General features: G+C 46.2%; 15 protein-coding genes and 1 pseudogene. 7 read left to right on the forward strand and 9 right to left on the reverse strand.

The window, feature by feature from the left end:
• Positions 1–3 precede the first annotated feature (3 nt).
• The 3 genes from G4O42_RS06030 to lacG form a co-directional block, all read right to left on the reverse strand.
• Positions 4–1,701 (reverse strand): PTS lactose transporter subunit IIBC, encoded by a 1,698-nt coding sequence (locus tag G4O42_RS06030; protein ID WP_032874514.1) that lies wholly within the window; start codon positions 1,699–1,701, stop codon positions 4–6.
• A gap of 11 nt (positions 1,702–1,712) precedes the next feature.
• The gene (locus G4O42_RS06035; protein ID WP_007407323.1) at positions 1,713–2,027 is read right to left on the reverse strand and encodes a PTS sugar transporter subunit IIA; all 315 of its coding nucleotides are present in this window, start codon (positions 2,025–2,027) and stop codon (positions 1,713–1,715) included.
• Positions 2,028–2,089: 62 nt separating this feature from the next.
• Entirely contained in the window at positions 2,090–3,490 is a 1,401-nt protein-coding gene (lacG, locus tag G4O42_RS06040; RefSeq protein WP_032874516.1) for a 6-phospho-beta-galactosidase, read from the reverse strand.
• Positions 3,491–3,742: 252 nt separating this feature from the next.
• Here lacG and G4O42_RS06045 point away from each other — a divergent pair, with 252 nt between their 5' ends.
• A complete protein-coding gene (locus tag G4O42_RS06045; protein ID WP_032874518.1) occupies positions 3,743–4,504 on the forward strand; it encodes a DeoR/GlpR family DNA-binding transcription regulator in 762 nt (253 codons plus the stop codon).
• A gap of 17 nt (positions 4,505–4,521) precedes the next feature.
• Positions 4,522–5,205 (forward strand): HAD family hydrolase, encoded by a 684-nt coding sequence (locus G4O42_RS06050; protein ID WP_032874520.1) that lies wholly within the window; start codon positions 4,522–4,524, stop codon positions 5,203–5,205.
• A gap of 194 nt (positions 5,206–5,399) precedes the next feature.
• Here the strand turns inward: G4O42_RS06050 and G4O42_RS06055 are convergent, their stop codons facing one another.
• On the reverse strand, positions 5,400–5,747 hold the full coding sequence (locus G4O42_RS06055) for a DUF3147 family protein (RefSeq protein WP_032874522.1): 348 nt from the start codon (positions 5,745–5,747) through the stop codon (positions 5,400–5,402).
• Entirely contained in the window at positions 5,731–6,156 is a 426-nt protein-coding gene (locus G4O42_RS06060) for a MarR family winged helix-turn-helix transcriptional regulator (RefSeq protein WP_032875203.1), read from the reverse strand. The genes G4O42_RS06055 and G4O42_RS06060 overlap by 17 nt, the downstream gene beginning before the upstream one ends.
• A gap of 361 nt (positions 6,157–6,517) precedes the next feature.
• Between G4O42_RS06060 and G4O42_RS20235 the strand changes: the two are divergent.
• Positions 6,518–6,914 (forward strand): annotated as a pseudogene (locus tag G4O42_RS20235) (MgtC/SapB family protein); the annotation flags it as partial.
• Between the two features lie 283 nt (positions 6,915–7,197).
• Here G4O42_RS20235 and G4O42_RS06070 read toward each other — a convergent pair.
• The 4 genes from G4O42_RS06070 to G4O42_RS06085 all read right to left on the reverse strand — a co-directional run bounded on the left by G4O42_RS06070 (position 7,198) and on the right by G4O42_RS06085 (position 8,780).
• Complete coding sequence (locus G4O42_RS06070) at positions 7,198–7,380, reverse strand: hypothetical protein (RefSeq protein WP_074534190.1); 183 nt, start codon at positions 7,378–7,380, stop codon at positions 7,198–7,200.
• A 113-nt stretch (positions 7,381–7,493) separates the two neighbouring features.
• Positions 7,494–7,667, reverse strand: a complete 174-nt coding sequence (locus G4O42_RS06075; RefSeq protein WP_012117340.1) for a YjfB family protein — start codon at positions 7,665–7,667, stop codon at positions 7,494–7,496.
• A gap of 43 nt (positions 7,668–7,710) precedes the next feature.
• A complete protein-coding gene (locus tag G4O42_RS06080; protein ID WP_029325856.1) occupies positions 7,711–8,112 on the reverse strand; it encodes a ribosomal maturation YjgA family protein in 402 nt (133 codons plus the stop codon).
• Between the two features lie 98 nt (positions 8,113–8,210).
• Positions 8,211–8,780, reverse strand: coding sequence for a YjgB family protein (locus G4O42_RS06085; RefSeq protein ID WP_032874528.1), 570 nt, complete (start codon positions 8,778–8,780; stop codon positions 8,211–8,213).
• A 124-nt stretch (positions 8,781–8,904) separates the two neighbouring features.
• On the opposite strand from G4O42_RS06085, the gene fdhF reads away from it, so the two are divergent.
• The 4 genes from fdhF to G4O42_RS06105 all read left to right on the forward strand — a co-directional run bounded on the left by fdhF (position 8,905) and on the right by G4O42_RS06105 (position 15,006).
• Positions 8,905–11,862, forward strand: coding sequence for a formate dehydrogenase subunit alpha (fdhF, locus tag G4O42_RS06090; protein WP_032874530.1), 2,958 nt, complete (start codon positions 8,905–8,907; stop codon positions 11,860–11,862).
• Entirely contained in the window at positions 11,855–12,397 is a 543-nt protein-coding gene (locus G4O42_RS06095; RefSeq protein WP_012117344.1) for a helical membrane plugin domain-containing protein, read from the forward strand. The genes fdhF and G4O42_RS06095 overlap by 8 nt, the downstream gene beginning before the upstream one ends.
• A 207-nt stretch (positions 12,398–12,604) precedes the next feature.
• Positions 12,605–13,825 (forward strand): cytochrome P450, encoded by a 1,221-nt coding sequence (locus tag G4O42_RS06100; protein WP_032874532.1) that lies wholly within the window; start codon positions 12,605–12,607, stop codon positions 13,823–13,825.
• Complete coding sequence (locus tag G4O42_RS06105) at positions 13,822–15,006, forward strand: macrolide family glycosyltransferase (RefSeq protein WP_032874534.1); 1,185 nt, start codon at positions 13,822–13,824, stop codon at positions 15,004–15,006. Before G4O42_RS06100 ends, G4O42_RS06105 begins: the two co-directional genes overlap by 4 nt.
• Positions 15,007–15,020 lie beyond the last annotated feature (14 nt).

A 15,020-nucleotide genomic window follows, 5' to 3' on the forward strand; every position in this document is an offset into this window, starting at 1 on the left:
ATTCTATTTTGAGGTATGCTCCAGTATGAACTGAATGGCTTTTTGTGAATTTCTGGTGAGACTGATATATTCCGCTCCTTTCGTTGCGATGAGTTTCACATGCAGGCGGTCCGCATCTTCTTTAATGTCATCGTAATAAGAGCCGACTTGCGGAGCCAAAATGATCATATCGAAGTCTTTCATGATGTCGTAATGGGAACCGTAGGCGCCTGCTGAGGCGGTAATCGGCACGTTGTATTCTTCGGCTCCTTCTGTCAGTGCGTTCGCAAGCATGGCGCTCGTTCCCGCTCCAGCGCACAGCACTAACACATTGGTGCCGTGTTCCAAGGCGGATGAGGATTCCTGAAAATTTGTGCTGATGACGGAGGCCGCGTCTTCTGAGGCACCGGCCATGGCGGGCTGTAATGTTTGCGGCGCGCTTTCAGGCTCGGTGTGTTGGGCTTCTTTCGCCGCTAATACTTTGTCATAAGCTTTGCAGAATGGCAGGTATATCAGGAAATCGACAATGATTAATACAGCCGTCAGCACAAAAGCCGAGAGCCCCATGCCGGTTCCGAGAATCAAGCCGGCGGGCGCCGGGGTGGCCCACGGAAGAACATACATAAAACTGTTCATTCCGATGACATCCACGAAAAATTTAAACAGACAGACATTCACCATCGGCGTTACAACAAACGGAATGAAAAAATAAGGATTTAAAATGATCGGCGCAGCAAAGAGCAGAGGTTCGTTTACTGCGAAAGACACCGGAACCGCGGATGCTTTTCCGACTGCTTTCAATTGCTTGGATTTCGCGAAAAGAAGAAAGATAAACGGAACAACAAGGGTTGCGCCGGTCCCTCCCATTGTGCCGACGAAGTTCCCGAGTCCGACGGTCAGCACGTTGGACGCCTGCTCACCGGCATTATGAAGCTGAAGGTTCGCCTCTACATTTGCGTAAATAATAGCTGCGATGGCCGGCTCCACAATAGAAGGCCCGTGAACGCCGACAAACCAGAACAGCGCCATCATCCCCCAAATGACACAAATCCCCAGATAACCGTCTGCGGCGGTAAAAAACGGCGATAAGAGAGAGGAGAGAGCCTCTGCAAAAGATACGTTCAGCGTATTCCTGATCAATAAATCAATGATGACCATGGCCAGAACGGAAAAAGCGAACGGAAAAACATCTTTAAATGTTTGTGAAATGGTACCCGGTACTTCTTTAGGCATTTTAATCGTAATATTTTTCAGCACGCAGAATCTGTAAACGTTCACTGTTATAAAAGCGGATACAAAAGCGGCTAAAAGACCTTTTGTGCCGAGGTATTCCGTGGAGAATCCGCCGTCGATTTGAGTGACGCTTAAAATGAGAAACCCGACGACTGAAGCAAGCATCGCTGAAACGGGGTTGATCCCTTTGTTTTTAGGCATTTTTCGGTTCATTGATTCACTCAGGCATTTCGCACTTGTTGCCGCAACGATCAGACCGAGGGCGCCCATTGAATAGTTATAAACTTTCCAAAGCCATTCAGAAACACTTTTAGGCCAAGTGAAACCCAACACTTCCGGCACAGCGGCGGTGAGGATGAAAATGCTGGAGAATAAAATAACAGGCATGGCCGTTAAGAAGCCGTCGCGGATCGCGCCTAAATAAATGTTTCTTGAGATTTTTTCAAAAAACGGTTTTCCCTTTTCGATTTGCTTGATGATACCGTTCATTTTTCCACTCCTTATCGGCGGCTTCGGTAGAGTTCTATAAAATCCTGAATAAGATCACGGAGCAAAAGGGTTGTCATCAAGTGGTCCTGACCGTGAACGAAAATAAACCCTAATTCCATGTCCTTGCCGTCAGCTTCTTCAGCTAACATTTTCGTTTGCGCATTGTGGGCGAGGGTTAAATTTTCATCGGCGCTTTTCAATGCTGCTTCCGTGTTTTCGAAGTTTCCGGCACGGACTTCTTTCAGGACTTTCAATAAAGTGCTTCTGGCGTCACCGGCATAGGCGACAATTTCAAAACCGAGCATCTGCAATTCTTCCTTTGTCATGAAAAAACCTCCTAAAGACGGCACACATGATGAAAAGAGACTCTTTTCATCATGTATGATCGTTAAATGATTGTTTTTGTTTCACTTACAAGTTTGTACCAGTAGGCCGATTCTTTCGGATACCGTTTTTGGGTGTCGAAGTCGACGTAAAAAAGACCGTAACGTTTGTTGTAGCCGTTGGTCCATGAAAATAAATCCATTAAGGACCATAAGAAGTACCCCTTTACATTGACTCCGTCGGTAATCGCTTTACTGACGGCTTCTAAATAGACTTTTAAATAGTCGATTCTTGCCTTATCCATAATGATGCCGTCTTCAAACTCATCTTTATAGCCCATGCCGTTTTCGGTAATGTAAATTTTGTTATATTGCGGATAGTCCCGTTTGATGCGCATCAGCATGTCATACATGCCTTCAGGATAAATGAGCCAGTCCCAATCAGTCCGCTTCAGGCCTTCTTTGTAAATTCTTTCGCCGATTCCTTTTACTTTATAGACCGAAGTGCCCTTATCGCCCGTTCCGTTATGGTGAATAACGGTTTCTCCGTCGTACGCTTTGACGAAATGACATTGATAATGATTGATGCCGAGATAATCATTGTGCGTCGAAGCTTTTTTCATCACGTCAAAGTCACTGTCTGAAAACTCGTATGAAGCGCCGTTTGCCTCACAGATTTCATCCAGAGCCCGCATGGTTTCCTCAGAATAATAGCCGAGGTAGGTGGCATCGAGGAGGAATCTCACTGATAACGCGTCATCCAGAAAACAGGCGTGGCGGTCTTCTTCTGAGTCACTGGCGGGATATTTTGTTTCCAATGAGTGGACGACACCGATTTCTCCCGGATAGCCGCCGTCTTTAAAAAGATTGACGGTCATCGCATGCGCTACCATCATGTGATGGAGGCATTGAATGACTTTTGTGATATCACTTTTAACAGATGGCGGGAAAACCCCGAGTAAATACTGGTTGGTGGCTGTGGGATAAATTTCGTTAAACGTGCTCCAATATCTGATTTCGCTGAATTCTTTAAAGCAAAACTCCGCATAGCTGACAAACGCTTCTATCGCAGCGCGGTTGAGAAAATCTCCCTGATCAAATAATCCTTTCGGTGTATCGAAATGATGCAGCGTGACAAAAGGGGTGACGTTGCGTTTATGGCACTCTGAGAAAATACGATGATAGTAATCAACACCTTCCTGATTGATTTTGCCCGTGCCGTCAGGGAAAATTCTCGTCCAGGCTATAGAAAGGCGGATGCCGTTTATTCCGAATTTTTCACATAGTTTAATATCTTCCGGAAACTGGCGGTAAAAATCACTTGCCGGATCAGGGCTGAATCTTCCCTGTTTTTCAAGAAATTCATCCCAGGCCACAGGCCCTTTGCCGCCTTCTTTTGTGGCGCCTTCCGCTTGATATGCCGCAGTCGCCCCGCCGAAAATAAAGTCATGAGGTAATTTGAGCATTGCTGAATCCTCCTTCGCCAATGTGTGAATTGAAGTTTGTTAATGTTTGTAATTGTTATCTTTTGTTTAATAGTAAACGCATACATTTTTGTTGTCAATAGCTTCATAAAGAAATAAAATCTATTTTAATAGGGGTTTTATAAGTTTTTCGTTGTTTTATATGTTGATTATGTTGTTTGTTAGTGTTTGTTTTTGTTGACCGGATTGCCGCGGTGTGTTAGATTGTGTGTAAAGTTGAGGGGATGATTGAACATGTTAAAAAAAGAGCGTCTTTTAAAAATCATCGATATCGTAAACTCGCGGGGGTTTGTTACGGTGAGTGATATTATCGATGAATTGGCAGTTTCTGATATGACAGTGAGAAGAGATCTGGACGAGCTGGATAAGGCCGGAAAAATCGTACGTATTCACGGAGGCGCACAGAGCATATCTTATTCCATTGATCACGAATTATCGCATAATGAAAAACTGGGTGTTCAAATGGAGGAGAAGGAGAAGATCGCGGAACTCGCAGCTTCCTATGTAAATGACGGCGATACCGTTTTTTTAGGGCCCGGCACGACGATTGAACTTTTAGCCAAACACTTGCTGCATAAGCGAATCAGGATTATCACAAACAACTATCCCGTATTTGATATTTTAAAACATGGTGACACTGCGGATACCATCCTGATTGGCGGCGATTTCCGAAAAAACACCGGTGCCTTCGTCGGGCCCATCGTGAACGGCAATCTGCAGAAATTCAATTTTACGAAAGCCTTCATCAGCGCCAACGGCATACATAATGATGAGATTTCTTCTTACAGCATTGAAGAAGGGGAGGCTCATCAAATCGCGCTGAATAATTCGCGGACGAAATTTTTGCTGGCGGATAATAAAAAATTCAACCGGGAAGATTTTTACGTGTTCTATAACTTGCACGATATGGACTATCTGATTACGGATGATAAAGTGATGAAAGATGTTCAAATTCATTACGAGCAATATGTAGATGTCAAAATCGCAAAAAAATAAAAAAGGCGGGCGGTTCGATGAAAGGGGTTATTTTTGATTTCAACGGCACGATGTTTCAAGATTCGCATCTGCACGAAAAAGCATGGTTTTTCATGGTGAAAAAATACGCGCCGAAAACCATTTCTGATGAAGACATTTTCGTTAACATTCACGGGAGAACAAACAGTGAAATCCTGACGTATTTTATTTCCGGCGATTTAACAAATGAAGAAATCGAGAAGCTGTCTTTTGAAAAAGAAGCCTACTACAGAGAATTATGCCTTGAAAACAAAGATGAGTTAAAGCTGACGAAAGGACTGACCGGGGTATTGAACCATCTGAAAAAATCAGAAACGCCAATGACCATTGCCACGGCTACGGTAAAGGAAAATGTCGAGTTTTACTTTGACGTCTTTCAGTTGGATCGGTGGTTTGATTTTGACAAAGTCACGTTTGATGACGGGAGCTTCCCCGGAAAACCGGCGCCGGATATTTTTCTCATCGCATCGGAAAAGTTAGGCCTCAGACCTGAAGAATGCGTAGTCATTGAAGATGCCTTTTCGGGGCTCACAGCGGCGAAAAAAGCAGGTGCAGGCAAGATTATAGCCATTGACCCGCTCGGAAAAAACCGCGCGCTATTTGAAGAAAAACAGCTGGCGGCTGACGGGATACTGACAGATTTCACCTCGTTTTTTGAGGTGATTGCCGGACATTCTGTTTGAGAGATCAGCCGGTTCTTCATGCCGATATGGCTGTACAGGCTGCGGACTCCGTTCTCAACACGGGATGTTTTTGTGTTCGGCGGTGTCTGCTTCTCGTGAAGAAAGGGGTTTCGCTTTTTAATCGGAGTCACTTTTAAGACAGGGGTATCCCTGTTTTTTTTATTTCTCGTATTTACAAACAAGCGCTAAGGTGCTTATTGCTGACTGTTTATATGTTTTACGATAAAATCCTGAGCATACAAGAAAACCAGCCATCCTGTAAGTCCAAGCCCTGATGCGGCAATGAAAGACAGTGAATGGCGAAGGGAGATGCCGATAATGACCAGCATAATGACTGTGGAGGGGATGCCGGAAGCCACGCTGAATGCAAAATGACTTAATGTCTCCTTCGTTTCGCCTTGGATGTACAGCCAAACCATGCTCAGCATACTGACAATTGGTAAAGCCGCTATAATACCTCCATAACTCGGGCTTCTTCTTGATATTTCAGTGATAATCCCAATAATAGCAGCGGAGACAATGATTTTAACGATCGTAAACATCTTCAGCACGCTCCTTCATCAAACTGAATGCTTTTAAGACAAGTGTTCTTTCTTCATTATTCATGCTGTCAAAAAGAAGCTGTTTAAGCTTTTCTTCATCAAGACCGGAATGCCGGTAAAGGACATCAGCTCCCAAACTGGTAAGTTTTAAAATGACTTTCCGCTCATCCTCAACGCTTCTGGTTTTATAAACGTACTTTTTCTGCAGTAACCGCTTTATATGTTCCGAAGCGGTATTATGTGATACTTGAATCGCTTCGGCAATGTCTTTTATTCCGACTGCCTTCTCTTTTTGAATGACTTGCAGAATCCGTACACCTTGGTGAGTAATTTTTTCATGGTGCTGATAACGGAGCCGGTAGTAAATATCTGTCCAGAGGTCATTTAATCGGATTATTTCGTTTGACATCATCATCCACCTTCTATCGTTTATTAAGATTATATCTTATATTACGATATATTTTTGCGGATTGAAAGCAATTTTTGAGCATGAGGGAGCGGCATTCGTTCTGTTTTTAGAAGATTGGAAGAGACAAGCGGCCGCAGCTTCAACGAATAAACTTGTTTAATATACTCTCAATAAGTTATTTTCCTTATTTTAGAAACGTCAGCTTAATACCTTCCGCATATAAATAAGAGCACTGACAATATGATAAAGAACCAAAGTATATATTCAAATGCAGTTTTTTTCAGCTGGGCAGTCTTGTGCTGATTGAAAAAGATACGGGGGATAAAAAGCGGGTAAGAAGATAAGGAAAGGAGAGAGACGGATGGAACTTGATTTTGTGATTCGTCTGGCGGTTGCGGGTCTGCTTGGGGCTCTTATTGGATTGGAGAGAGAATTCAGGGCGAAGGAAGCCGGTTTGAGGACGCATTTTTTAGTGGCCGTCGGCAGCGCCTTGATGATGATCGTTTCTAAATACGGCTTTTTTGATTTGTTATCCAACAGCCATACGTCCTTTGATCCGAGCCGGGTGGCGGCGCAGGTCGTCAGCGGCGTCGGATTTTTAGGAGCCGGCACGATTATTTTGCAGCGGCATGTCGTGCGGGGGCTTACGACGGCCGCGGGGATTTGGGCTACGTCGGGGATCGGGCTGACGATCGGGGCAGGTATGTATGTCATTGGCATCAGCGGCACGATTTTGGCGTTAATCGGGCTTGAACTGTTAAATTTTCTGTTTAAACCGGCGGCGCATTCTTTGTCTGTCAGTTTCAGGATTGAGGAGAAAGCCGTCATGAATGATATTTTAACTTCTCTTGAGGAAAAAGGAATTCTTATTACGTCCTATGAATTGAATAAGGCGGTGCTTGAAGTGAAGGGAAGGGTGAAAAGCAAAAGCGGGAAAGCGGCGGTAATGGAAAAAGTTCAAGCCCTCCCGTATATCCTGTCGGTCAAAGTTGAATAGCAGACAGGGGAAGCCTCCTGTCTGCAGTCATTTCTATTCAAATATTAATACCAGGGATAGAACGGGATATACGGCCGCGGATAGTATGGATACGGTCTGGGGAAATAATAAGGCGGCCGCGGGTAGTATGGATATGGTCTGGGGAAATAATAAGGCGGCCGCGGATAATGATATGGCACCCGTTCGTGGCTCTCGGCTGTGTCTTCATGATAGAAAGGATCGTACAAGAGGAAAACCTCCTTTTCAAATGTTGGTTCCGTTTACCTTATTCCTGTATGCCCGGTATGGTGTACGTACAACGGGCAAAAAAAAGACGCCGGTTATCATCCGGCATCTTTTTTTACACTTTCACATCAATTGAATGGCCGGCAGTCGGGTGCTGGGACGGCAGCATTTTCACTGTTTCTTCCGCCGCAGCCTGTGCATGCTGCATGACCGTTTTTGTTAAAGCGATATTTACATTCTGCGCCAGAGATGCCTGGTGCATAGCGATTGATAACGCAGGGATATCCATAGCTTCCACCTCCTTATCCCTTCATATCGGCGGCGTGCTCCGATTATGAAGGGGACTGGCGGTTTCTTTTTACGGCCCATTCTAAAAATGCGGCAGCGCATACCCCGAGGGTATAGGCGAAAATGTCACTCCAGACAAATTGCCAGCCGAGGATCAGCCCACCGAGCGTGCTGCTTCTGATTGCGTCAATCCACGGCGCGTGATACAGCTGGCTGCATTCAATCAGACAGCAAAACGATAGGCTCAGGATAGCGGCTGTTTCCGTCCGGATGTGCCGAAATAAAAGCCCGAATCCTGTAAAAATCATTGCCGCCCACAAGGCATCTCCTAAATAAGCGTTTATGATGCCGGGCAATAGGGCGGTGATGTATGCGGTTCTGGACAGCAAACCGAGGGCGATGATAAAAACGGTACATATTCCGTATGTCAATGGATGTCTATTCACTTCACACTGTTCCCCTTTTTTTGTACTCCCATGTATTGTAAGGAACGACGGAGAAGCTGTCTATGAAAAAAACGGCCCGGGAGGCCGCTTTTTTCGCGTTATCTTGCTTTTAAGCTGACATGGTCTGCTTTTTGATCACTGCCGATGACGAAGCGGAGCTCATACTGCCCCGTATGGTAGACGTAATCTGTTTCGCCCGTTTTTGGCACTGTCAGGATTTTGTCAGCGCTGCCGATTTGTTTGATTAAGACGTCAGGTGTGACGCCGCCGAGGTTTAAGCGCCGCTCGACCCCTGTTCCGAAATAGCGTATTTCCGAGATTTTTCCGTTTTTATGATAGGAAAATCCATAACCGGGGTTTCCCATGTTCCAGCTGTATAAATCAAATGGATTGCGGCTGTCTGCTTTTTGTTCCGGCTCGCCGATTTTATCGTAAACGTCCTGTCTTGTGCTTTGGTTGATTTTCAGGCCTTTCACATGTTGCGGCATTTCCCCTTTAAACGCCGATTGGTAAAGGCTGTTCACCAGTTCTTGTGCACGCTGGTTTTCCGTTTTTGAAGCGGCTGCGGCATGGACGGGCTGTGTAACCGAAAATGCCTCTGCACCGAATGCGCATCCCGTGAGCATCACTGCCGATAATCCCGTGGCGAGTGTTTTTTTCTTCAACATATGTGAACGCCTCCTTTTTACCGCTCATACCCGTATGTTTCCTGAGATAAACGAGATGTTTTAGTGAAAGGCCGGTTGGGAATCATAGAGGATGTATAGAGGGGTACAGAAAGGGGAAAAGAAAATGGCTGATACAAAGAAGGTTACAATCAATGGGGTTGAAATGGAAGCGCCGGACGGTCAAACCGTTTTGCAGCTTTTGAATAATAGTTCAATTGACGTGCCGCACGTGTGTTATCATCCGAGTCTCGGCCCGATTGAAACGTGCGATACCTGTATCGTCAATGTTAACGGGGAACTGGTGCGTTCGTGTTCCGCGCAAATAAAGGACGGAGATGTCATCGATACGCTTTCATCTGATGTGAAAAAAGCGCAGATTATCGGCATGGACAACATTTTGCACAACCATGAATTGTACTGCACGGTCTGTGATTACAACAATGGGAGCTGCGAAGTACATAATACCGTAAAGGAAATGAAAATCAATCATCAAAGCATTCCGTTCGATCAAAAACCGTATCCTAAAGATGAATCAAATCCGTTTTACCGATATGATCCCGACCAGTGCATTTTGTGCGGACGCTGCGTCGAAGCCTGTCAGGACGTACAGGTAACCGAAACGTTAAGCATTGATTGGGAGCGGAAACGCCCGCGGGTCATTTGGGATCAGGATGTGCCGATCAATGAATCATCATGTGTTTCCTGCGGACATTGTTCAACGGTATGTCCGTGCAATGCCATGATGGAAAAAGGCATGGAAGGCGAAGCGGGGTATTTAACAGGCATTAACCAAGAGACGCTTCGGCCGATGATTGACATCACAAAAGGCGTCGAAACCGGATACGGATCGATTTTGGCCATATCGGACATGGAATCGGCCATGCGGGATGAAAGAATCAAAAAAACGAAAACCGTATGCACATACTGCGGTGTCGGCTGCAGTTTTGATATATGGACGAAAGGAAGAGACATTTTAAAGGTAGAACCTCAGGCCGAGGCGCCAGCAAATGGCATTTCGACGTGTGTGAAAGGGAAATTCGGCTGGGATTTCGTCAATAGTGAAAAACGCCTTACCAAACCGCTTATCCGGGAAGGAGACTCATTTCGGGAGGCGGAATGGGATGAAGCGCTCCAGCTGATCGCTGATAAATTTACTGATATAAAAGAACATTTCGGCCCGGACGCACTTGCCTTTATCACATCTTCCAAATGCACGAATGAAGAATCATACGTGATGCAGAAGCTTGCAAGAGCTGTCATCGGCACAAATAATGTCGACAACTGCTCACGCTACTGCCAGTCTCCCGCCACAGCCGGATTGTTCAGAACGGTCGGATACGGCGGTGATTCAGGGTCGATTACAGATATAGAAAAAGCTGAGCTCGTTCTGATTATCGGCTCAAATACGTCTGAGTCTCACCCCGTCCTGTCCACACGCATTAAACGTTCTCATAAGCTGCACGGACAGAAGCTCGTCGTCGCTGACTTGCGAAAACATGAAATGGCCGAGCGCTCTGATGTGTTTTTCCAGCCGCGTGCCGGGTCAGATATTGTCTGGCTAAATGCCGTATCGAAATATCTGCTTGATCACGATTTGGCGGATACTGCATTTCTGAAGGAGAGAGTGAACGGATTAGATGAATTTGTGAAAAGCCTTGAACCTTATACAATGGAATATGCGGAAAAACATACCGGTGTGGATAAGGATACCCTAATCAAAGTGGCCCGGATGATTCATGAAGCCGGCAGCGTGTGCGCACTGTGGGCGATGGGTGTCACCCAGCATATCGGAGGAAGTGATACGAGCACGGCCATTTCCAACATGCTTCTTGTGACCGGAAATTACGGCAAGCCCGGCGCAGGCTCATATCCGCTTCGGGGCCATAATAACGTGCAGGGCGCCAGTGATTTCGGCAGTATGCCTGACAGCTTCCCCGGCTATGAAAAAGTAACGGATGAAAAAGCCCGCAAAAAGTACGAACAGGGCTGGGGAACAGACCTTCCGAAAGAAATCGGAATGACAAATCATGAAATGATCGAAGGCATCCACTCAGGAAAACTGAAGTCCATGTATTTAAAAGGGGAAGAAATGGGGCTTGTCGACTCCAATATTAACCATGTTCATGCCGCATTTGAAAAGCTTGATTTCTTCGTTGTGCAGGATATCTTTCTTTCGCGTACGGCCGAGTTCGCCGATGTCGTGCTTCCGGCAAGCCCGAGCCTTGAAAAAGAAGGGACGTTTACGAATACGGAACGAAGGGTGCAGCGCCTTTACGAAGTGTTTGAACCGCTGGGCGATTCAAAGCCTGATTGGCAGATCATTACGGACATCGCCAACCGTCTGGGCGCTGATTGGCACTATGAACATCCGGCAGACATTATGGAAGAAGCGGCAATGCTTTCGCCGCTCTACGCAGGCGTCACTTACGAACGTCTCGAAGGCTACAATTCACTGCAATGGCCGGTTGCAGCGGACGGAACCGATTCACCGCTTTTATTTACGGATAAGTTCCCGTTTTCAGACGGCAAAGCGATTCTATATCCCGTTCAGTGGACCGAGCCGAAAGAATTTGATGAAGAATATGATATCCATGTGAATAACGGGCGGCTGCTCGAGCATTTTCACGAAGGGAATCTGACTTACCGATCAAAAGGAATATCCGAAAAAACACCGAGTGTGTTCCTTGAGGTCTCGCCCGAACTCGCCGAAGAAAGAGGGCTGGAAGACGGAACGCTTGTCCGTCTGACTTCACCGTACGGAAATGTGAAAGTCAAATGCGTCATCACAGACAGGGTAAAAGGCAAACAAGTCTATCTTCCGATGAACGATTCAAAAGACGCCGCCATTAACCTTTTGACAAGCAGCTATGCGGATAAGGATACCGATACACCGGCTTATAAAGAAACATCAGCGAAGATGGAGATTTTGAAAAAAGAAGGCGTTAATCCGCTTCCGAAAATCAATTTCCGTTATGGAAACCCGCAGCCGCAGATCGGTGTCCGGGTTGAGCGGAAATGGGCGCGTAAAGATTATGTATTTCCGGGAGACGCCGTAAAAAGGGGGAAACAGCAAAATGGCTAAAGCAATCAGCGGCATCCGAAAACAGACCGTCACAGAAGAAGACAAACGAAAAAAGGACTTGGAAGAGATCGAGACGGCTCTTTTACGAAATAAAGACGCGATTTTGGAATCTCTGCACATTCTTCAGCACATGAACGAGCGCGGCGTTTTGGCGCTTCTGCGCGGGCTCTTCGGCCAAGGAGACAAAGTGATGGATATTCTCGTGAAGAAGGCGAATACTCCGGAAACGGCCAATATGCTGAAAAATCTCCTGCTGTTAAGCGGCGTTCTCGGCATGCTCGATGTAAAACAGCTTGAGCCGTTTATCGTTAAAATCAATGCGGGCGTCACAAAGGCCGTCGAGGAAAAAGACAGCGGCAGGAAGACCGGGTATTTTGATATCGTCCGCGCTTTAAAAGACCCGGAAATCAACAAGGCCGTCACTCTGCTGTTTTCTTTCCTGAAAGGCATGGGCGCTGATACGGACGATATGGAAAGAAATACGCAGCCTCCTGAAGACCAAAAGCAGCACCAGAAACCGCAGACGAATGAGTGAACATTTCTCCCGAGCCTGGCCGAAGGCTCGGGTTTTTTGTGCGCTTCTGCTGTTTTCTTGGGAGAAATTTCACCTCCGGATTCATGACTTTTGTTGTGTTATGTTAATAGTTCAGGTTATGAATAGAAAAAAATTGAAAATATGTGCTAGGATAAAATTCAAGGTACGTCAACTATTCAAATATGAAACAATCAGGAGTGATGAAACATGAGTAAGCTGAGGAGCACGAGACAAGCCATCCAAAGAACCCTGATGAAAGGAAAAAACGGCCTGGACGTATACAACCCTTTTCCTTGGTACGAAAAAATGAGACGGGAAAGCCCTATACACTTTGATGAAGAAACGAAGGTTTGGAGTGTGTTTTTATACGATGATGTCAAAAAAGTCATCAGTGATAAAGAGACGTTCTCAAGCCTCATGACTGATGTGAAAAGCTCGATTGCAAAGTCCATGCTGAATATGGACCCGCCGAAGCATACCCAAATCAGATCTGCCGTCAATCGCGCTTTCACTCCCCGCGTCTTGAAGGAATGGGAACCGAGAATTAAAGACATTACCGATCATCTCCTGAAACAGGCAAAGAACAAAGGGCGGATTGATATCGTTAAAGATCTCTCTTACCCTTTGCCGGTCATGGTGATTTCAGAATTATTAGGCGTTCCGTCCGAACGTATGGATCAGTTTAAAAAATGGTCGGACATTCTCGTCAGCATGCCGAAAGATGCGAGTCCTGAAGCGGCGGAGAAAAATCAGCAGGAACGTGACCAATGTGAGGCAGAGCTGGCGGCATTTTTTGCGGAAATAATAGAAAGCAAACGAAAAAAGCCCGGCCAAGACATTATTTCTATTTTGATAAAAGAGGAAGAAGAGGGAGAGAAGCTCACGGCAGAAGATCTGATCCCGTTTTGCAACCTGCTTTTAGTGGCGGGAAATGAAACAACGACTAATCTCATTTCAAATGCGGTTTACAGCATATTAGAGACGCCCGGCCTTTATGAAGAATTGAGGCAGGACCCTTCTCTCATCGCGCAAACGGTGGAAGAAACGCTGCGTTTTCGCGCTCCGGCTCCGTTTGTCAGAAGGACGGTCCGGCACGACACTGAACTGCGCGGACGCCGCTTGAAAAGCGGGGAGATCGTTCTCTGCTACGTTGCATCTGCCAACCGTGATGAAAACAAATTTGAGAAGGCGGGCGTATTTGATATTCATCGCCAATCGAATCCGCACCTTTCCTTCGGATTCGGCGTACACTTCTGCTTAGGCGCACCGCTTGCCAGACTTGAAGCGGAAGTCGCGCTGAAAGGAATTGTAAAAGCCTTTTCACACCTTGAGCCCGTCCGGATTGAGCCGATCCGAAACAGTGTCATGTACGGGCTGGAGTCTTTAGAAGCGGAGATAAACGAAAATGAGGGAGAAGAAAAAAGATGAGAAAAACACACATCGCCATTATTAATGTGGCCGCTCACGGTCATGTCAATCCCACGCTGCCTGTAGCCGAGGAACTTGTCAATCGCGGGTATAAAGTGACATTCGCTGTGACTGAGGAATTTGAAGCTTCCGTTGCCAAAACGGGCGCCATTCCCGTTTTATACCGCACAAGCATAAAGGCGGACCCGGAGACGATAAAAGATCGGGTAAACAAAAATGACGCGTTTGTGATGTTTCTGGAAGAAGCGGTTGAAGTGCTTCCGCAGCTGGAAGAGCTGTACAAAGACGACCTTCCTGACATCGTCCTGTTTGATTTTTTAGCTCTTGCCGGAAAATTGTTTGCGGATAATGGCGGCATCCCGGCCGTAAAGTTCTGCCCGAGCTATGCAATGAATGAGTATTTTCAATTAGGAAGAGACGAAGAAACACTGGAAGCGGCCAAACAGGCGATAGAAGAATACCAGGAGCAGATTGAAAATGAACAATTGAAACGGATGACAATGGAAGAGTTTTTCATGCCTGAAAAATTGAATATTGTCTTTATGCCAAGGGCCTTTCAGCCGAAACAGGAAACCTTTGATGAACGATTCTGTTTTGTGGGTCCGTCTCTTGGAGAACGCACAAATACGGGAAGTCTGGAAATTGATGCAGCCGATGACCGTCCGCTTATGCTCATTTCACTGGGAACGGCGTTTAACGCCTGGCCTGAATTTTACCGGATGTGTATTGACGCGTTTCGGGACTCGGACTGGCGGGTTATTATGTCAGTCGGCACAACAATTGATCCGGAAAGTTTTTCGGATGTCCCCGATCACTTTATCATCCGCCAGCACGTTCCTCAGCTTGATGTGCTGGAGAAAGCAAAGCTGTTCGTATCTCACGGCGGGATGAACAGTACAATGGAAGCAATGAATGCGGGTGTCCCGCTCGTTGTCGTTCCGCAAATGCACGAACAAGAGGTCACCGCAAAGCGTGTGGATGAATTGGGGCTTGGCGTGCATCTGCCGCCGAAAGAAGTCACTGTGGCCCGTTTGCAAAAAGACGTTCAGAACGTATACGGCGATAAAAACATCCTCAGCCGCGTGAAAAGCATGCAGCAGAAAATAGAAGAAACCGGCGGCCCAAAACAGGCTGTTTGCGCCATTGAAGAATTTTTGAAAACGGCGGCCGTCGAAAATTGATTGAGAAACAGGCA

It is taken from the genome of Bacillus sp. LUNF1, from assembly GCF_011008975.1.
GTDB lineage: Bacteria > Bacillota > Bacilli > Bacillales > Bacillaceae > Bacillus > Bacillus velezensis.